The 18,840-nt window shown below is 69.2% G+C and carries 18 protein-coding genes; 12 read left to right on the top strand and 6 right to left on the bottom strand.

Going from position 1 to position 18,840, the window contains the following annotated elements; genetic code table 11:
* The first annotated feature begins 13 nt into the window (after nt 1–13).
* The 3 genes from C5B91_RS05790 to C5B91_RS05780 all read left to right on the top strand — a co-directional run bounded on the left by C5B91_RS05790 (nt 14) and on the right by C5B91_RS05780 (nt 3,744).
* A complete protein-coding gene (locus C5B91_RS05790; protein WP_115819220.1) occupies nt 14–1,345 on the top strand; it encodes an isochorismate synthase MenF in 1,332 nt (443 codons plus the stop codon).
* Nucleotides 1,346–1,427: 82 nt separating this feature from the next.
* On the top strand, nt 1,428–3,176 hold the full coding sequence (menD, locus tag C5B91_RS05785) for a 2-succinyl-5-enolpyruvyl-6-hydroxy-3-cyclohexene-1-carboxylic-acid synthase (protein WP_049968454.1): 1,749 nt from the start codon (nt 1,428–1,430) through the stop codon (nt 3,174–3,176).
* Between the two features lie 55 nt (nt 3,177–3,231).
* Nucleotides 3,232–3,744 (top strand): hypothetical protein, encoded by a 513-nt coding sequence (locus C5B91_RS05780; protein WP_049968453.1) that lies wholly within the window; start codon nt 3,232–3,234, stop codon nt 3,742–3,744.
* Here the strand turns inward: C5B91_RS05780 and C5B91_RS05775 are convergent.
* Nucleotides 3,741–4,262, bottom strand: a complete 522-nt coding sequence (locus C5B91_RS05775; protein WP_115819219.1) for a hypothetical protein — start codon at nt 4,260–4,262, stop codon at nt 3,741–3,743. The genes C5B91_RS05780 and C5B91_RS05775 overlap by 4 nt on opposite strands.
* Nucleotides 4,255–4,719 carry a hypothetical protein gene (locus tag C5B91_RS05770; RefSeq protein WP_115819218.1) on the bottom strand — a complete coding sequence of 155 codons (465 nt, stop codon included), beginning with the start codon at nt 4,717–4,719 and terminating at the stop codon, nt 4,255–4,257. The genes C5B91_RS05775 and C5B91_RS05770 overlap by 8 nt, the downstream gene beginning before the upstream one ends.
* Nucleotides 4,720–4,839: 120 nt before the next feature.
* Here C5B91_RS05770 and C5B91_RS05765 point away from each other — a divergent pair, with 120 nt between their 5' ends.
* The 8 genes from C5B91_RS05765 to C5B91_RS05730 all read left to right on the top strand — a co-directional run bounded on the left by C5B91_RS05765 (nt 4,840) and on the right by C5B91_RS05730 (nt 12,860).
* Nucleotides 4,840–5,757: a 1,4-dihydroxy-2-naphthoyl-CoA synthase gene (locus tag C5B91_RS05765; RefSeq protein ID WP_115819217.1), complete on the top strand. Its 918-nt coding sequence runs from the start codon at nt 4,840–4,842 to the stop codon at nt 5,755–5,757.
* 144 nt (nt 5,758–5,901) lie between these two features.
* Nucleotides 5,902–7,119 carry an ABC transporter substrate-binding protein gene (locus C5B91_RS05760; protein ID WP_115819216.1) on the top strand — a complete coding sequence of 406 codons (1,218 nt, stop codon included), beginning with the start codon at nt 5,902–5,904 and terminating at the stop codon, nt 7,117–7,119.
* A gap of 1 nt (nt 7,120) precedes the next feature.
* The gene (locus C5B91_RS05755; protein WP_049968449.1) at nt 7,121–8,089 is read left to right on the top strand and encodes an NAD(P)/FAD-dependent oxidoreductase; all 969 of its coding nucleotides are present in this window, start codon (nt 7,121–7,123) and stop codon (nt 8,087–8,089) included.
* Between the two features lie 180 nt (nt 8,090–8,269).
* On the top strand, nt 8,270–9,208 hold the full coding sequence (locus tag C5B91_RS05750; RefSeq protein WP_115819215.1) for a 1,4-dihydroxy-2-naphthoate polyprenyltransferase: 939 nt from the start codon (nt 8,270–8,272) through the stop codon (nt 9,206–9,208).
* Nucleotides 9,209–9,210: 2 nt separating this feature from the next.
* Nucleotides 9,211–10,263 (top strand): o-succinylbenzoate synthase, encoded by a 1,053-nt coding sequence (gene menC, locus C5B91_RS05745; RefSeq protein WP_115819214.1) that lies wholly within the window; start codon nt 9,211–9,213, stop codon nt 10,261–10,263.
* 69 nt (nt 10,264–10,332) lie between these two features.
* Nucleotides 10,333–11,142: an enoyl-CoA hydratase/isomerase family protein gene (locus tag C5B91_RS05740; protein WP_115819213.1), complete on the top strand. Its 810-nt coding sequence runs from the start codon at nt 10,333–10,335 to the stop codon at nt 11,140–11,142.
* A 98-nt stretch (nt 11,143–11,240) separates the two neighbouring features.
* On the top strand, nt 11,241–11,957 hold the full coding sequence (locus C5B91_RS05735) for a ThuA domain-containing protein (protein ID WP_004977044.1): 717 nt from the start codon (nt 11,241–11,243) through the stop codon (nt 11,955–11,957).
* Between the two features lie 144 nt (nt 11,958–12,101).
* Nucleotides 12,102–12,860, top strand: coding sequence for a glucose 1-dehydrogenase (locus C5B91_RS05730; RefSeq protein ID WP_008093301.1), 759 nt, complete (start codon nt 12,102–12,104; stop codon nt 12,858–12,860).
* Nucleotides 12,861–13,138: 278 nt separating this feature from the next.
* Here C5B91_RS05730 and C5B91_RS05725 read toward each other — a convergent pair whose 3' ends face one another.
* A complete protein-coding gene (locus tag C5B91_RS05725; protein WP_049968448.1) occupies nt 13,139–14,014 on the bottom strand; it encodes a hypothetical protein in 876 nt (291 codons plus the stop codon).
* Between the two features lie 412 nt (nt 14,015–14,426).
* On the opposite strand from C5B91_RS05725, the gene C5B91_RS05720 reads away from it, so the two are divergent.
* The gene (locus tag C5B91_RS05720; protein WP_049968447.1) at nt 14,427–15,968 is read left to right on the top strand and encodes an ATP-binding protein; all 1,542 of its coding nucleotides are present in this window, start codon (nt 14,427–14,429) and stop codon (nt 15,966–15,968) included.
* Nucleotides 15,969–15,973: 5 nt separating this feature from the next.
* On the opposite strand, the gene pyrI is transcribed toward C5B91_RS05720, so the two are convergent.
* From pyrI to C5B91_RS05705, 3 genes are all read right to left on the bottom strand, one after another.
* Nucleotides 15,974–16,441 carry an aspartate carbamoyltransferase regulatory subunit gene (gene pyrI, locus C5B91_RS05715; RefSeq protein WP_004977049.1) on the bottom strand — a complete coding sequence of 156 codons (468 nt, stop codon included), beginning with the start codon at nt 16,439–16,441 and terminating at the stop codon, nt 15,974–15,976.
* Nucleotides 16,438–17,352: an aspartate carbamoyltransferase gene (gene pyrB, locus C5B91_RS05710; protein ID WP_008093297.1), complete on the bottom strand. Its 915-nt coding sequence runs from the start codon at nt 17,350–17,352 to the stop codon at nt 16,438–16,440. Before pyrB ends, pyrI begins: the two co-directional genes overlap by 4 nt.
* A 168-nt stretch (nt 17,353–17,520) precedes the next feature.
* Complete coding sequence (locus C5B91_RS05705) at nt 17,521–18,774, bottom strand: Glu/Leu/Phe/Val dehydrogenase (protein ID WP_049968446.1); 1,254 nt, start codon at nt 18,772–18,774, stop codon at nt 17,521–17,523.
* Nucleotides 18,775–18,840 lie beyond the last annotated feature (66 nt).

Raw genomic sequence — 18,840 nt, 5'->3', positions numbered from 1 at the left:
TGACCCACGGTCGATGGAACCGTTGCGGACAGACGAGATGGGGACCCATCTCGTCAGCAGGTCGGTTCGACTGTCTGCGCCGCCCGTCTCGGCGTCGCTCGCGACGATGCGCCGCCCGCGGGCGCTGTGGACCGCCCCCGACGAGCCGACAGTCGTCGGCGGCGGCGTCGCCGTGGCCGTCGAGGCCAACGGCCCCGAGCGACTCGCGCGCGTCCGCGAGTCGGCCACGTCGCTGTTCGACGGCGCTGACGTTGACGCCCCCGACGTCGCCCGCCCGCGATTTTTCGGCGGCCTCGCCTTCCACGAGGAGGCGACCGGCCGCGACCCGTGGGCCGACTTCCCGGCCGCGCGCTTCGTCGTCCCCGAGGTGCAGGTCGCCTTCGACGGCGACGACGCGTGGCTCACGGTCACCGCCGTCGGCGCGGACGCCGACCCCGAGGCCGTCGGCGACCGACTCGACGAGGTCCGCGAGACGCTCGAATCGCTCGACGACGCTCCCCCCGAGGGACCGCCGGGCGTCTCGAACCGCCACCGGACGACCTCGGTCGAGGCGTGGCACGAGAGCGTCGACGCCGCGGTCTCTCGCATCCGCGCCGGCGACCTTCAGAAGGTCGTCCTCGCGCAGGCGCTCGAAGTCGAACTCGACCGCCCCGCCGCCGCGCCCGACCTGCTCGCCCGCCTCGGTCGGACGTACCCCGACTGCCACCGCTTCCTCGTCGAGCCGAACGGCGGGGCGAGCTTCCTCGGCGCGACGCCCGAGCGACTCGTCTCGCTCCGCGGTCGCGAGGTCGAGACCGGCGCGCTCGCCGGGACGACCGGCCGCGGCGACACCGACGACGAAGACGAGTGGCTCGCGAACGAACTGCTCGGAAGCGAGAAGGACAACCACGAACACGAACTCGTCGCGGAGACGATTCGGGAACAGCTCGCCCCGCTTTCGGCCGAGATTCGCGTCGGCGACCGCGGGATTCGGAAGCTGGCGACCGTCCAGCACCTCTGGACGCCCATCGACGCGACGCTCGAACGCGACGAACACGTCCTCTCGCTCGTGGACGCGCTCCACCCGACGCCCGCGGTCGGCGGCCTCCCGCCGGAAGCCGCCCTCGACGTGATTCGCGACACCGAACCGTTCGACCGCGGCTGGTACGCCGCGCCGGTCGGCTGGTTCGACGCCGACGGCGACGGCAGTTTCGCGGTCGCCCTCCGCTCGGCCATCGTCGAGGAGACGCTGGCGACGCTCTTTGCGGGCGTCGGCCTCGTCGCCGACTCCGACCCCGACGCGGAGTGGGACGAGGTGCAACTGAAGTACCGACCCATCCTCGACGAACTCGAACGCGACGACTGACGCCGTAGCCGGCGACCGACATCGTAGCTGACGACCGACTTCGACTCGACTCGATTCAATCCGATTTGACGACCCAGACGAGATGACAGCACCGAACCGAAACGCCCTCTGGGCACGGACCTTCGCCGACGAACTGGCACGCACCGGCATCGACGCGGTGTGCATCGCACCCGGCAGTCGCTCGACGCCCCTCACGGAGGCGTTCGACCGCCACGACGACATCGAGACGTTCTCGCACCTCGACGAGCGCTCGGCGGCCTACTTCGCGCTCGGCCGCGCCCGGCGCACGGGCGAGGTGACGCCCATTCTCTGCACTTCGGGCACCGCCGCCGCCAACTTCCACCCCGCGGTCATCGAGGCGTCGCAGGCCCGCGTGCCGATGCTCGTCCTCACGGCCGACCGACCGCCGGAACTCCGCGACAGCGGAGCCAACCAGACCGTCGACCAAGAGAAGCTCTACGGCGACGCCGTCCGCTGGTACAAGGACATGCCCGAACCGGAGGCCACGGACAGGAAGCTCCGGAGCCTCCGAACCACCGCCGGCCGCGCGGTCTCCGAGGCAACCGGCGTCGACGCCGGTCCCGTCCACCTCAACTTCCCCTTCAGAAAGCCGCTCGAACCGACGTACGTCGAGGGCGACGTGCCCGCCGACCTCGACCCCGAGGCGCTCGACGGCCGGAGCGGGAGCCGACCCTACGTCAAGACGACCGCGGGCGCGCCGGAACTCTCCGAGGACCACCTCCGAAAGCTCGCCGACGACCTCGCGGTCGACCGCGGACTCATCGTCGCCGGTCCCGCCGACCCGCCGGGATTCAACGCCGAGGCCGTCGCCGCGTTCGCCCACGCGACCGGCTTCCCCGTCGTCGCCGACCCGCTTTCGGGGCTCCGATTCGGCGGTCACACCCGGACGACGACCGTCCTCGGCGGCTACGACGCCTACCTCGACGAGCGCGTCACCGCCGACTGGCCCGACCCCGAAGTTGTCGTCCGCATCGGCGCGTCGCCGACCTCGAAGGCGCTCCGGAAGTACCTCGCGCGCACCGACGCCCGGCAGTACCTCGTCGACCCGACGGGCCGCTGGCGCGAGGCCGAGTTCGGCGCGACTGACCTCGTTGAGGCCGAGCCCTCGGTGCTCGCGTGGCGGCTCTCGCAACTCATCCGCAACCGCCCGGACGAGGGCTGGAACGCGCGGTGGACCGACGCGGAGGACGCCTACTGGAGCTTCGTCGACGACGAGACCGACGCCTTCGAGGGCCGGCTCGCGGCCGACGTGGCCGACCTCGCGCCCGAGCCCTCGACGCTGTTCGTCTCGAACTCCATGCCCGTCCGCGACCTCGACCGCTTCGCGCGACCCTCGACGAAGTCCCGGACGGTCCTCGGCAACCGCGGCGCGTCCGGCATCGACGGCATCGTCTCCTCGGCGCTCGGGGCCGGCTCCGCGGCGACCGACCACCTGACGCTCCTGACCGGCGACCTCGCGTACTACCACGACATGAACGGCCTGCTCGCGCTCGGTCGCCTCGGCGTGGACGCGACCATCGTCCTCGTCAACAACGACGGCGGCGGCATCTTCCACATGCTCCCCATCGAGGAGTACGAACCGCCCTTCACGGACCAGTTCAAGACGCCCCACGGCCTCGACTTCGCGGCCACCGAGGACCTCTACGACCTCTCGTTCGCGTCGGTCGACCCGGACGACTTCCGCGACGCCTACGCCGAGTCGGTCGCCACCGACGGCACCGACGTTATCGAAGTCCGTACCGACGCCGAGGACTCGCACCGCGTACGCGAGCGTATCGCCGAGCGCGCCAGAGAGCGACTGTCCGACTGACCGACCGAACCAGTCGACCGACTGACTTTTCCCCCGCGCTCCGAATCGTGGCGACATGTCCTCCGCACTCTTCCGCCAGTACCGCGGCAGCGTCTACGCCGTCGCCGGGTTCCTCGGCGTTCTCGCGTTCGCCTACGCGACCGTCGTCGCGTACGAACCCCTCGCCGGGGTCTTCGCGGGCGCGACCGTCGTCTTCGGCGTGGTGCTTCTCTCGGACCTCGCCGAGCGCGGCTATCCCCCGGCGCTCGGCCGCCGCGGGACGCTCGCGCTCGTCGCGGTCGTGGTCGCCTTTCCCGTCCTCTGGTTCGTCGTCCAGCGGCCCCTGACGGGCCTCGGCCTCGCGCCGCTCGTCGCCGTGGTGGCGTGGGGGCTCGCGCGGTTCAAAGCCGGCGGCTACCCCGAGTCGATGGGTCGCCGCCGGTCGCTCGCGACCGCGGTCGTCGGGACGGGGCTCGTCGCCTACGGCTCCGTGGCCGGAACGACCGCCTTTCTCGTCGGCATCGCGGCCGCGGTACTCGTCGGACTGGCGTCGTGGTTGACGAGTCCGCGCGGTCCGCTTCGAGACTAGCCCCCCGCGTCGGAAGCGTCGTCCGAGACATCTGACTTCGCCCACGGCCCGACGAGTCGCCCGGCGGCCCAGTAACAGCCGGCGTCGAGGACGACAGACAGGCCGCCGATGACTCCGCCGACGACGCTCGCGGCCGCGACGCCGATGAGCGCGATGAACGCCAACGAGAGGAGCGGGGCTCCGTTCAGAATCGCGCCGACGAGGAGCACCCCGAGGAGGAACGCCGCCCCGATGAGCGCGCCTGCCGCGAACCCGCGGAGGACGAGTCGCCACAGTCCGCGGAGGCCGTCCTGCAGGTCGGCCAGCCCGCCGCCCGCCAGCGCCCACCGGGTCGCGGCCGCGGTGAGGAGCCACAGGTAGGCGAAGGCGGCGACGCCCGGAAGCGTCCCGAAGTTGGCGAGTTCGCCTTCCAGCGCGCCGCTCGCGTGGGCCGCGAGGAGTCCGACGAGACTCAGGACGACGAGATTGAACGACGAGACGACCCACGCCTCGAAGCGGCCGGCGGCGGTCTCAGCCATGCGCCAACACCTCCGCGAGCGCGACGAGGACGAGAAGCGCGGCGGCGGTCGCGCCGTAGCTCTTCGCGAGGAGCGAGCGCCCGGCACCCACCGGGTGGTCTCGTCGGAGCCTGAGCGCGACGAGCGTCCGGACGAACGACCCGAGGACGAACGCGGTCACCGCGAGGAGCTTCACCGTCAGTATCGTTCCCCAGCGGCCGGACGGGCCGGGCGGACCGAGCGCGCCGAGGTTGCCGACGCCGGTGACGACCATCGCGCCCATCGCCGCCCAGAAAACCCACTCGTAGGTGGTCGCGAGAGTCGACGGGTCGCCGACGACCCCGGCCGAGTCACCCGCGACCTCGGTCCCGGAACCGGGCGCTCTGAGCGTCGTCCACGCGAACACTGCGCCACCGAAGACGAGCGCCATCCCGACGATGTGGACGAATCTGACGAGAAGGCTGGTCGCGGCCGACATGCGCGAGAGTAGTTCGCCGACTGACAAATAGTTCCGGGCCGAGCGGAGAACGCGGCGGGACTCGGCCCCGAACCATCGCCGCAAGCGAATCTTTTTGCGCCGCCCGCGCCGCCACTCGGTATGGTCTCGGAGATTTTCGACCCCGACCGCTGGGAGCCCGTCCCGGGGTCCGACGAGTTCGACGACATCACCTACCACCGCGCCGTCGACGTGCCGGCGGTCCGTATCGCGTTCGACCGCCCCGAGGTCCGAAACGCCTTCCGACCCGGAACCGTGGACGAACTCTACGCCGCGCTCGACGACGCCAGAAAGCGCGCGAACGTCGGGTGCGTCCTCCTGACCGGCAACGGTCCCTCCGAGAAGGACGGCGGCTGGGCGTTCTGTTCCGGCGGCGACCAGTCGGTCCGCGGCGGCTCGGGCTACGAGTACCGCGACGACGACGAGGCCGGCGCCTCCGACGACCCGCTCGTCCGCGAGGCGAAAGCCGGTCGCCTGCACATCCTCGAAGTCCAGCGGCTCATTCGCTTCATGCCCAAACCCGTCGTCGCCGTCGTGCCGGGGTGGGCCGTCGGCGGCGGCCACTCCCTGCACGTCGTCTGCGACATGACGCTCGCCTCCGAGGAGCACGCGAAGTTCCTCCAGACCGACCCCGACGTGGCCTCCTTCGACGGCGGCTTCGGCTCCGCGTATCTCGCAAAGCAGGTCGGCCAGAAGAAGGCCCGCGAGGTGTTCTTCATGGGCAAGACCTACTCCGCCGAGGAGGCCGTGGACATGGGCATGGCGAACGAGGCGATTCCCCACGAGGAGCTAGAGGACGTGGCGCTGGAGTGGGCCGACGAGATGACGAAGAAGTCGCCGACGGCCATGCGCATGCTCAAGTACGCCTTCAACATGACCGACGACGGCATGGTCGGCCAGCAGGTGTTCGCCGGCGAGGCGACCCGGCTCGCCTACATGACCGAGGAGGCCCAAGAGGGCCGCGACGCCTTCCTGGAAAAGCGCGAACCCCGCTTCCGCGACTACCCGTGGCACTACTGAGGGCCTGACCCCGGCTCTCGCCGGACGCCGGACCCGCAACCGCGATGCGGCCCCTCCCGTCGGGCCGAAACACGTCGCCTCGCCAAGGTTTAGGCCGGCCGAAAAATAGGAACGCTCTTATACATTTAGGTTAGCCTAAACCCCATGGAAGAGAAATCCACCGGGCAGGAGGGACTCACGCGACGCAACTACATTCGGTACGGCGGCACGGCTCTCGGTGCCGGGATGCTGGCCGGTTGTACGTCGGACTCGTCGGGGAGTGACGAGACGACCACGGCGGCCGAGACGACGACCGAGGCAGCCACCGAAACGAGCGCCGAGACGGAGACCCAGACGACCGAGGCGGACTCCTCGTACTCGGTGACGATGGAGCCGATGGGCGAGGTCACGTTCGACTCGGTTCCCGAGTCGTGGGCCGCCTACGACGGCGGCTACGCGGACATGGCCGTCGCGCTCGGCGTCGGCGACGGGCTGACCGGCGTCGGCGGCGCGGGCCGGTACTACACCTACGTCTACGACGAACTCCCCGGCGTGAGCGTCGACCGCGAGCAAATCGAGGCGTACCCCGAGGTCCGGACGAAAGAGGAGTTCTACGAACTCGACAACGACGTCCACCTCTACGACCCGAACATGCTCATCAACTGGTTCGACTGGGACCAAGCCGACGTGGACGAAATCGCGGAGAACGTCGCCCCGTTCGTCGGCAACCTCGTCTTCCGCCGGTCGGACGGCTGGCACGACTACCGCTACTACACGCTCTACGAGGCGTTCGAGAAGGTCGCGCAGGTGTTCCAGCGCGAGGACCGCTACGAGGCGTTCGAGGCGTTCCACGACGAGTTCATCGCGGAGATACAGGCGGAACTGCCGCCCGCGGACGAGCGCCCGAACGTCTTTCTCACCTTCGAAGGGACGACCGAACCCGAGACGTTCTCGCCGTACCGCCTCAACGACAAGGGCACGAGCAAAAAGCAGTGGAACGACCTCGGCGTCACCGACGCGCTCTCGGGGACCAACATCGAGAACCTCAGCACGACCAACCGCGGCGAACTCGACTACGAGAACCTCCTCGAAATCGACCCCGACGTGATTCTCGTCCGCGGCCACGAGCGCAAGACGCCCGAGGAGTTCCGCGACACCGTCCTCGCGTACATGGAGGACCACCCCGTCGGCGGCGAACTGGCGGCCGTCCAGAACGGTCGGGTCTACCGCGGCGGCTACCTGTTCCAGGGGCCGATTCACAACCTGTTCCTGACCGAGCGCGCCGCGAAGCAGTTGTACCCCGACGTGTTCGGCGACGTGACGGGCGACGCCGAACTGTTCGACCGCCAACGCGTCGCGGACATCGTCAACGGGGAGTTCTGAGATGGCGGACGCCGAGCGCTCGGAGGGGACGGCGACGACGACAGCGACCGACCCCGAAACGGCGGCGTTCGACTACGACGTGGCCATCGTCGGCGGCGGGCCGACGGGCTGCTCGGCGGGCGTCTTCACCGGTCGGTACGGTCTCGACACCGTCGTCTTCGACCGCGGCCGGTCGTCGCTCCAGCGCTGTGCCTATCTGGAGAACTACCTCGGCTTCCCCGGCGGCGTCGACGTCGAGACGTTCTACGGACTCATCCACGACCACGTCGAGGCGGCCGGCTGCGACCTCGTTCCGGAGCTCGTCGAGGCGGTCGAACCCGCCGGCGGCGACGGGACCGAGACCGCGGACGCCGCCGGGCCGGGCTTCGAGGTCACGACGCAGGACGGCGAGACCGTCACGGCGAGGCGGGTCATCGCGGCCGCCCGCTACGGCGGCGACTTCCTCGAACCGCTCGACGACGACGAGATGTTCGTCACCTACGAGTACGACGGCGAGACGCGGACGAAGTTCGACCGCGACTACGCCGACATCGAGGGCCGGACAGCCATCGACGGGCTGTACGTCGCCGCGCCGGTGAGCGAGGTCAACGTGCAGGCCATCATGTCGGCCGGACAGGGCGCGCGCGTCGGCCGGTCGGTCATCACCGACCACCGCCTCGAACGGGGGTATCCCGAGGCCCTCGCGCATCACTGGGACTGGATACGTCCCGAATCGGAACTCGCCGGCGAGGAGACCGCCCGCGACGACTGGCGCGAGCGGTTCGACAGCCGAGTCCCCGACGACTGCGACCTCGCCGAGGAGCGACTCCGCGAACTCCGCGAGGCCGACGTGGAGCGTCAGCGCGAGATGTACATCTCCGAGGAAGCGGTCGAAGCTCGGGCCGAGCGCGGTCGCGAGCGACTCGCCGATCATCTCGGCGTCGCCGCCGATTCCGGTCCCGCCGCTGATTCCGCTTCCGACTCCGAATAGCGAGTCATCGACACCTCACCGTCGGCGACGGCGATGACCACGTCGTCGCCGACGTCGGGGCGCTCTCCCTCGTCGGGGCCGACGCGCACGCCGGGGGGCCGCCGTCTCCCACCCACCGCCTCGGCGTCGCGCGCTTTCGGATAGGAACTTACTCACTGCTTCGGCCCTCGTATGCAGACAATGAGCACGCAGGACATCTCTCGCAGGCGGGCGTGGGTGATGGCGTCGCGGCCGCAGACGCTCCCGGCGGCCGCCGCGCCGGTCGTCGTCGGCACCGCGGTCGCGGTCCACGCCGACCTGTTCGCCCCGCTCCCCGCGCTCGCGGCGCTCGTGGGCGCGCTTCTCATCCAAGTCGGGACCAACTTCGCCAACGACTACTACGACGCGGTGCAGGGCGCGGACACCGAGGCCCGCGAGGGGTTCACCCGCGTCACCGCGGGCGGGCTCATCCCGCCGGCCGAGGTCAAGCGGGCGATGTACCTCACCTTCGCCGCCGCCGTCCTCCTCGGCACCTCCCTCGTCTACGTCGGCGGCGTGCCCATCCTCGTCATCGGCCTGCTTTCGGTCGCCTCGGGCATCGCCTACACCGGCGGCCCGTACCCCCTCGGCTACCACGGTCTCGGCGACCTGTTCGTCTTCGTCTTCTTCGGCCTCGTCGCCGTCGTCGGAACCTTCTACGTGCAGGCCGCGAGCGTCCTCGCCGCCCCGCTCACCGTCGGTATTCCGGAGGGGACCGTCACGGCCGTCGCCGTCCTCGCCAGCCTCCCCATCGCGGCCATCTCCACGAACATCCTCGTCGTGAACAACGTCCGCGACAAGGAGGAAGACGCGACCACGGGCAAGCGGACCCTCGCGGTCCGGTTCGGCTACGGTTTCGCCCGCGCCGAGTACGTCGCCATGCTCGCGCTCGCCTACGTCGTCCCCGCCTACCTGTGGACCCGCGCGGGCTTCGACTGGTTCGTCCTCCTGCCCATGTTCTCGATGCCCGTCGCGGCCCGCATCGCGCGGACCGTCGTGACCGAGACGAAAGGCGAGAAGCTCAACCCCGCGCTCGAAGACACGGGCAAACTCCTCGCCCTCTACGCCGTCCTCTTCTCGGTCGGCCTCGTCCTCGCGTGACGATGCGTCTCCGCGAGTTCGCCGTCGACCTCGAAACGCCGCTTTCGACCGCCAAGGGCGACATCGAGCGCCGCGAGGGACTTCTCGTCGCGGTCGACGTTGCGGGCGAGACTGGCGTCGGCGAGGCGACGCCGCTTCCGGGCTGGACCGAGTCGCTCGCCGACTGCCGCGACGCGCTCGCCGACCTCGCCGAAGGCGACGCCGTGGCCGACGCCAATCCCGAGTCCGCACTGGAAGACGGGACACTCGCAGACGCGCCCGCCGCGAGACACGCCGTCTCGCTCGCCGTCTCCGACGCCCGCGCTCGCGCCGCCGACCGACCGCTCGCCGCGTCCCTAGCCACCGACTCGCACACCTCGCTTCCGGTGAACGCGACCCTCGGCGACGACGGTCCCGAGGCGACCGTCGAGGCCGCCGAGACCGCCGTCGAATCGGGGTACGACTGCCTCAAACTGAAGGTCGGCGCGCGCGACCCGACCGACGATGTGGCGCGTCTCCGGGCCGTCCGCGAGGCGGTCGGTCCCGACGTGTCGCTGCGGGCCGACGCGAACGCCGCGTGGGACCGCTGGACCGCCGACCGCTTTCTCGACTCGGTCGAGGAACGTGACCTCGACCTCGACTACCTCGAACAGCCGCTCCCGGCCGACGAACTCGACGGCCACGCCGTCCTCCGGCGGCTCCACGACACGCCCATCGCGCTCGACGAGTCGCTGGCGGCGGTCCCGCCGCAACGCGCGCTCGCCTCGAACGCGGCGGACGTGCTCGTCTGCAAGCCGATGGCGCTCGGGGGCCCGGACCGCGTCCGCGACCTCGCGGCTCGCGCTCACGACGCCGGCGTCGACGTCGTCGTCACGACCACCATCGACGCCGTCGTCGCCCGACTCGGCGCGCTCCACGTCGCGGCGTCGCTCCCCGGCGACCGGGCCCACGGGCTGGCGACCGCCTCGCTCCTCGACTCCGACCTCGCGGTCGACCCGGCACCCGTGCGCGAGGGCCGGATGCGCGTCCCCGAGGCCCCGGGGCTCGGTATCGACGTGTCCGCGCTGTTCTCCTGAGCCGGTCAGCGACGATTCAACTCTCCACGGTCCAAACGTTTTTCACGGTTCTGCACGTCGAACCGGGAGATGACCGAGGTCGAACTCGACTCCGACGCGGTACGGCTCGCGCTCGACGACGGCGTGGCGACGGTGACGCTGGACGCCCCGGCGGTTCGGAACGCGCTGACGGTCGAAGTCACCGCCGGCGTGCGCGAGGCGCTGGGCTCGCTCCCCGACGAGACGCGCTGTGTCGTCCTCCGCGGGAGCGACGAGGCGGGCGCGTTCTGTGCCGGCGGCGACGTGAACGCCATGCTGGAGCTACAGGCCGACGCCATGACGCTCCCAGAGGCGGTCGACCACGTCGTCCGCGACACCGCCGACTGCGTGCGCCGCGTCTACGAGTGCGACCTGCCGACGGTCGCGGCCATCGACGGCCCGGCCGTGGGCGCGGGCGGCGCGCTCGCCATCGCCTGCGACCTCCAACTCCTCCGTGAAGACGCCTCCGTCGGCTTCGGCTTCCGCCGGGTCGGCCTCGCGGTCGATTCCGGGCTGTCGTACCTCCTTCCCAGACTCGTCGGGCGCAACGTCGCCATGGAACTCGTCTACACGGGCGAGAAACTCGGCCCCGAGCGGGCGCTGGAACTCGGCGTCGTGAACCGCGTCGCCGACGAGGACGAGTTCGAGGCGGAACTCGACGCCCTCACGGCGCGCATCGCCGGCGGCCCGACGAAGGCGCTCACCGCCTCCAAGCGCCTGCTGCGCCGCCCCGACGACTCCATCGAGGCGGCCATCGAACACGAGGCGTCGGCGCAGGCGGTCATGTTCGGAACCGACGACCACGCCGAGGGCGTGGAGTCGTTCATGAGCCGGCGGGAACCGGAGTTCGAAGGCAAGTAGCCGACTCGGCGGGGGACCGCCACGGGCCGCCCTCGCCCTCGCCTTCGGCGCATTTCGCTGTCGGTGCATACTTGTCGCCGCCCGGCGACGGCGGGAGTATGGTCACCGTCACCGTCTGGAACGAGTACCGACACGAGAAGGAAAACGACGAGGTCGCCGAAATCTACCCCGACGGTATCCACGCGACGATAGCCGAGGGGCTCCGCGAGGCGGGTTACGACGTGCAGACCGCCACGCTGGACGAACCGGAACACGGCCTCACCGAGTCGGTTCTCGACGACACCGACGTGCTGGCGTGGTGGGGACACAAGGCCCACGACGAGGTGGACGACGCAATCGTCGACCGCGTGGTCGACCGCGTCCGCGACGGGATGGGACTGCTCGTGCTCCACTCGGGACACTACTCCAAGCCGTTCAAGCGCCTGATGGGGACGACCTGCTCGCTGAAGTGGCGCGAGTCGGGCGAGAAAGAGCGCGTCTGGGTCGTCGAGCCCGGCCACCCCATCGCCGACGGCCTCCCCGAGTCGTTCGAGGTCCCCCGCGCCGAGATGTACGGCGAGCGGTTCGACATCCCCGCGCCGGACGAACTCGTCTTCACGTCGTGGTTCGAGGGCGGCGAGGTGTTCCGCTCCGGCTGTTGTTACACCCGCGGCAAGGGCCGCGTCTTCTACTTCCGGCCGGGCCACGAGACCTACCCCATCTACGAGCAGGAGGAGGTTCGGACCGTCCTCGACAACGCCGTCGACTGGGCGGCCCCCGGTGACGGGCCCGACCCGTACTTCGGCAACGCGGAGCCCATCGAAGACCTCGACTGAGCCGTCGGTCGGAGAGAGCGGACGAAACACTATTTTCTCGGCCGCGAGAGCGTCACGCGTCCCTGAAGAGGCGTTATTTCCGAGTGACACCTACTGGCACGCACGACCGCGCAGCCCACGCGGCCGGCGGGTCGTGGTGATATCATGAAGGGAATCGATGGGAAAGTCGCGCTCGTCACGGGCGCGGCGTCGGGTATCGGTCGGGCGACCGCGCTCCGGTTCGCCGAGGAGGGCGCGATGGTCGCGCTCTCGGACGTGCAGGTGGACGCCGGCGAGCAGGTCGTCCGAGAGATAGAAAGCGAGGGCGGCGACGCCGCCTTCTTCGAGGCCGATAGCTCGAAGGAAAGCGACGTGGCGAGCCTCGTCGACAGGGCGGTAAGCGAGTTCGGCGGCCTCGACTTCGCGCACAACAACGCGGGCATCGAGGGGACGCCGGGGCCCATCGCCGAGCTGTCCATCGAGGACTTCCAGCGGGTCATCGACATCAACCTGACCGGCGTGTTCCTCGGCCTGAAGTACGAGATTCCGCGCCTCGTCGAGAACGGCGGGGGCGCTATCGTCAACACGTCTTCCGTGGCGGGACTGACCGGCGGCGCGAACCTCGCGCACTACTACGCCGCCAAACACGGCGTCATCGGGCTGACCCGCTCTGCCGCGCTCGAAGTGGCGACCGAGAACGTCCGCGTCAACGCGGTCTGTCCGGGCGTCATCGAGACGCCGATGATAGAGCGATTCACCGCCGGCAACGACGAGGCGAGGGCCGGACTGGTCGAAGACGAGCCAATCGGCCGCCTCGGCAAACCCGAGGAGATAGCCAGCGCGGTCGTCTACCTCTGTTCCGACGACGCCTCGTTCGTCACCGGCCACCCGATGGTCGTCGACGGCGGCTACGTCGTCCCGTAGCCGACCCGCGCAGAGCCCCGTTTTTTCGCCGCCGGAGTCCGCCCGCCCGGACGGGACCGTCCGGAGCGCCGACTATCATAAGTGGGTGCGGTCCGGAGAACGCCCATGGCACAACCGACGAGCGGACAGCGGCGACTCATGTTCGCCCTGTTCGCGTTCGCGGCGCTCGTCTTCCTCCTCGGCATCGTCGTCATCGGCTACCTCGCCGGCGCGTTCTGAACACTCCCGAGGGCACCCGTGACCGTCCCCGCGGCTCGGGACGGCGAACAGCGGCCGGCTCAGCGGGTCGCGTCTTCGGGGTGGTAGGTCTTCCCGCGAGAGCCGTCGGCGGTCATCCGGCGGAGCGTCGCGGCGGCGTTGCTCGCGTCGTAGCCGAACAGCACGTCCTTCGCGTACTCGTCTGCGACCTCGATGGCGTGGATGAGGTCGTCCACGTCCACGTTCACGGCGTACAGTTCGAGCGAGAAGTCGACGTCGTAGGGCTCCAAAAGCGAGACGAAGCCGCGGGCGATGGTTTCGAGCCAGTAGGTCGTCCCGTAGTTGGTGTCGTAAAGCGGGACGACGAACTCGTCGACGTGCGCCGAGAGCGCCTCGACGTCGAGGCCGGCGCGGCGGTAGAGGTGGCCCGGATAGGGGTCGGGATAGAGCGTGAGATACAGGCGACCGGGGACGCGCTCGGCCGCGTCGGCGACGAAGTCGGTGATGACCTCGGCGCGCCACTCGAACCAGGCGTCCTCGTCGTCGGCGTCGCGGCCGCGGTCGGCGGCCCACGCCTCGAACTGCGAGGTACACCGGTCACACCGGCAGTACTCGTCGCGCGGGAAGCCAACGTCGTCGAGGCGAACGTCGCCGTTGGCCGCGGCGGCGTCCTCGACGATTTCGAGCAGACCGGCGCGGTACTTCTCGTTCGTCGGGCAGATGTACGCCCAGTCGAAGTACGTTCGGTCCCGCGTCGCCGGGTTCCCCTCGCCGTCGACGGGGACCAACTCGGGGCTCTCGTTGGCGGCGGCGTTGTCGCCGAAACACGATATCATGTTGACGGCGTTCGACAGCGGTTCGGCCGCCCGGCCGGTGACGTCCTTGACCTCGTAGAAGCCGCGGTCGAACTCCGGCCAGTCGACTTCCTCTTCGTTGCGCGTGACGACCCCGTACATGGCTCCGCCTTCGCGCGGGCGGCGGGTAAGTCGTTCGCTCTCGGCCGTGCACGCCCTCTTCGGGCGTCGTCACTGACCGGCCGCGAATGAGGCGAACCCGGCCGAACGCGGCCGAGCACGCGAAAAAGTGGTTACTCTTCGATTTCGACTTCGACGGTGTCTCCGCTCCCGGAGAACACGGTGTAGAGGACCGCCACGAGCGCCAGTACCAGAACCAGTTTGGCCTTCTTGGACATACCGAATACTTCGACTGCACCGCACTAAGTGATTACGACACCGGGGCAACTGCGGCGAGCGATTTAAAAACTGGATGCACGTTCCGAACTGTCGTTAATTAAATGACAGAACGCGCAGAAAAGTTATCTTATCTGAGAGCATTCCGTTACTCGTTCAGTTTCCTCTGCTCCGCCCGATGCAATTCGATACTCCGCTCCGCGTCCTCTCCGCCGACGGCGACCGCGCGATTACCCGCGCCGTCCAGCGGACGGTCTCGAACGCCGTCGTCGAGTCGGCCGAGACGCTCGCCGCCGCTCGCCGCGCCCTCGACGGCGACGACGCGTACGACTGTCTCGTTCTCGGTTCGGCGTTTCCCGACGGTGACGGGGTCTCCCTGCTCCGCGAGATTCGCGCGGCCGGCGGCGACCTCCCGGTCGTCTTCCTCGCGCCCGGTGACGCCGACCACTCCGTGACCGAACTGGTCGATTTAGCTATCGACGCGTACCTCGCCCGCGAGGAAGTCCTCGCGCGGGCGACGGCGACCGCCGACGACGCCGGTGGTGCCGACGACGCCGAAGACCCGCTCGGCTCGCGGGTCCAGCGACTCGCCCGCGAGCGCCGCAGGACGCGGGCCACCCGCGGGACGGCCGAACGGGTCGAGGAGGCAGTCGACACGGAATGGTTCATCGAAGACGCGCTCGACGCGCTCGACGACGTGTTCTACGTCTACGACCGCGAGGGGAAACTCGTCTCGTGGAACGAGCGACTCTCGGAGCTCACCGGCCTGTCGGACGCCGAACTCACCGGCATGTCGGCCGACGCGTTCTTCCACGAGGCCGACCGACCGGCGGTCGAGCGCGCCGTCGAGGAGGTGATGCGGACGGGGACGACCGTCGTCGAAGCGCGACTCCCGACCGACGACGAGACGCTGTTGTTCCAACTCACCGGCCGCCGGCTCACGGGGCCTGACGGGGAGGTCGTCGGCTTCTGCGGCGTCGGTCGCGACATCACGACCCGCCGGCAGCACGAAGAGCAGCTCGCACAGCAAAACGAGCGACTCGGGGAGTTCGCCCGGGTCCTCTCGCACGACCTCCGAAACCCGCTTTCCATCTCGATGGGCTTTCTCGACCTCGAACGAGAGGCCAACGACTCCGAACATCTCGAACGGGTCGCGACCTCGCTGACCCGCATCAGCGACATCGTCAACGACGTGTTGACCGCGGCCCGAAGCGGAAGGGCGGTCATCGATTTCGCGCCCGTCTCGCTCGAAGCGGTCGCCCGCCGGGCGTGGAACACGGTCGAGACGGGCGACGCGACGCTCGTCGTCGAGTCCTCGGCGACGGTTCACGCCGACCCCGGTCGGCTCCAGCGGCTGTTCGAGAACCTGTTTCGGAACTCGGTGGAACACGGTTCCACGGGCGGTCGAACCCCGCCGCTGACCGTCCGCGTCACCGCGTCGCCGGCCGAGGTGACGTTCGCGGTCGAAGACGACGGTTCCGGCATCGACGCCGCCGTCGCAGCGCGGGTGTTCGAACGCGGCTTCACCACCTCGGCCGAGGGGACGGGCTTCGGCCTCGACATCGTCCGGTCGCTCGCGGAGGCCCACGGCTGGACCGTCTCCGTCGGGTCGGCGGCGACCGGCGGCGCGCGCTTCGAGTTCGACGGCGTCGAGTTCGCCGACGAGGACCACCGCTGTCAGGCGAGCGCCGCGCGAAAAAGGTCGTCGAACGAGTGCTAAAACGGTCAGTTCACGTCGAGGTTGGCCGCGACTTCGTCCTCGCGGACGATGGTCTCGCAGTAGTCGCAGCGCACGCCGTCCGAGAGGACGGTAAAGCGGGACCGGATGGGTTCGTCGGCGTTTGAGATGCAGTTCCTGTTCGGACACGAGATGATGCTCGCGACGGCGTCGGGGCGGACGACGCGGTTCTTCTCGACCACGTCGTAGTCGCGGACGATGTTGATGCTCGCGGCGGGCGCGATGAGCGACAGCACGTCCACCTCGGACTGGCTCAGTTCGCGGCCTTCGACCTTCACGATGTCCTTGCGTCCGAGGCGGTCGGAGGGGACGTTCATCCCGACCGAGACCGCCTCCCCGCTGGTGCCGTCGATGCCGAGGATGGCGAGGACGTTGAGCGCCTGTCCCGCGGCGACGTGGTCGATGACGGTGCCGTTTCGAATCTTCGAGACGCGGAGTTGGTGGTCGTCTGTCATCGGTCTTGGGAGAGGAGGATGTCCAACAGCGCCATCCGGACCGGGATGCCGTTGTGAGCCTGTTCGAAGTACGTCGCGTGGTCGGTGTCGTCGATGTCCGGCGAAATCTCGTCCACGCGGGGGAGCGGGTGCATGACGGTGAGGTCGTCCGCCGCCGACTCCAGCGTCTCAGAGTCGATTTGGTACTGTCCCGCGACTTTTCGGTACTCGTTTTCGTCGGGGAAGCGCTCGCGCTGGATGCGCGTCACGTAGAGCACGTCGAGTTCGGGGAGCACCTCGTCGAGTTCGGTGTGTTCTCTGACCTGCGCGCCCGAGGCGTGGAGGTCGTAGCGGACGTTCCGGGGGAGCCGCAGGCTCTCGGGGCTGACGAAGTGCTGGCTGGCGTCGAAGTTCGTCAGCGCCTCGGCCAGCGAGTGGACCGTCCGCCCGTACTTCAGGTCGCCCATGATACCGATGGTGAGGTCGTCGAGGCCGGCGTTCTCCCGGATGGTGTAGAGGTCGAGGAGGGTTTGGCTCGGGTGCTGGCCCGCGCCGTCGCCCGCGTTGACGAGCGGCACGTCGACGAACTCGGAGGCCATCGTGGCCGCGCCCTCGCTGGGGTGTCGGAGCACGAGCGCGTCCGCGTAGCCCTCGACCACGCGGACGGTGTCGGCGAGCGTCTCGCCCTTCTTGACCGACGACGACTCGACCGGTCCCATATCGACGGTCTGGCCGCCGAGGCGTTTCATCGCGGAGTCGAAGCTCATCCGAGTTCGCGTGCTCGGCTCGAAGAAACAGAGCCCGAGAACCTTTCCGGCGTGTCGCTGCCGGAACGCGGCCGGGTCGTCGTCGATGTCGGCCGCGCGGTCGAGCACCGCCTCGATGTCCTCCCGCGAGAGGTGCGACGCGGAGATGAGGTGGTCCTGACGCATCGATGAATGACGCGACCTACACCGACTTGAATCCCCCGGCATCGGACGCTTCGCGTGATATTCACCACCATGCACAGAATCACCGACACCGCCGACCGCGGCGGAAACAGAAACTCGGTCGAAACGGTCGGAAAACGAGGCGACGACCGACGCCGAACCGACTCGACCTTACGGCCAGTTACCGGCGGAGTCGTAGGAGTCGACGACGCGCCGGATGGCGACGACGTAGGCCGCGGTGCGGAAGTTCGGCAGGTCGTGGGTCTCGTAGGCGTCGACGAGTTCCTCGAAGGCGTCGACGATGACGCGCTCCAGTTCGTCGTTGACGCGGTCTTCGGTCCAGTAGAACCGCTGGCGGTTCTGGACCCACTCGAAGTACGAGACGGTGACGCCGCCGGCGTTGGCGAGGATGTCGGGGAAGACGTGGACCTCGCGCTCGGTGAGCACGTCGTCGGCGTCCGGCGTGAGCGGGCCGTTCGCGGCCTCGACGACCACGTCCGCGTTCACGTCGTGAGCGAGTTCGCCGTCGATGGCGTTCTCCAGCGCGGCGGGGACGAGCAGGTCCACGTCCAGGGTGAGCAGTTCCTCGTTGGAGATGGCCTCCGTTCCCTCGTAGTCCGAGACGGTGCCGGTCTTGTTTTTGAACTGCTTGACCGCGCGGGTGTCGAGGCCGTCGGGGTCGTAGATGCCGCCGGAGGAGTCGGAGACGGCGACGACCGACGCGCCGAGGTCGTCGATGAGCTTCGCGGCGACGGAGCCGGCGTTCCCGTAGCCCTGGACGGCGACGGTCGCGCCCTCGATGTCGCGGCCGAGGTAGTCGAACGCCTCGCGGGCGGTGAGCATCGTCGAGCGACCGGTCGCCTCGACGCGGCCCTCGCTCCCGCCGTTCGAGAGCGCCTTCCCCGTGATGACGCCCGGAGCGGTGGTGTTTTCGAGGGTCTCGTAGGTGTCCTTAATCCAGTTCATCTCGCGCTGGCCGGTGTTCACGTCGGGCGCGGGGATGTCGCGGTTCTCGCCGATGAGTGGGCGAAGCTCCTTGGCGAACGACCGGGTGATGCGTTCGAGTTCGGACTCGGAGTACGCCTTGGGGTCGATGACGATACCGCCCTTGCCGCCGCCGTAGGGGATGTCGACGACGGCGCATTTGTACACCATCCAGCCCGAAAGCGCCTTCACCTCGTCTCGGCTGACGTTCGGGTGGTAGCGAATCCCGCCTTTGTACGGGCCGCGGTCGCCGTTGAACTGCGACCGGTAGGCGCGAAACAGTTCGACGTCGCCGTCGTCCATCTCGACGGCGAGGTTCGTTTCGAGGACTCGCTCGGGGTTTTTCAGCCGCTCGATAACGTCGTCGCGCACGTCGAGGTAGGCGGCCGCGTCGTCGATTTGCTCCTGTAGACTCTCGAAGGGATTCGCCTCTTGTGCCATGTCCTAATACGCTCCGGGCATCCGGTTAAGCGTAGCGGGGATTTTAGCATACCACAATATTGAGAC

Origin of the sequence: Haloferax sp. Atlit-10N (assembly GCF_003586325.1) — an archaeon.
Lineage (GTDB): Archaea > Halobacteriota > Halobacteria > Halobacteriales > Haloferacaceae > Haloferax > Haloferax prahovense.
This window is presented reverse-complemented; position numbering and strand designations above follow the sequence as displayed.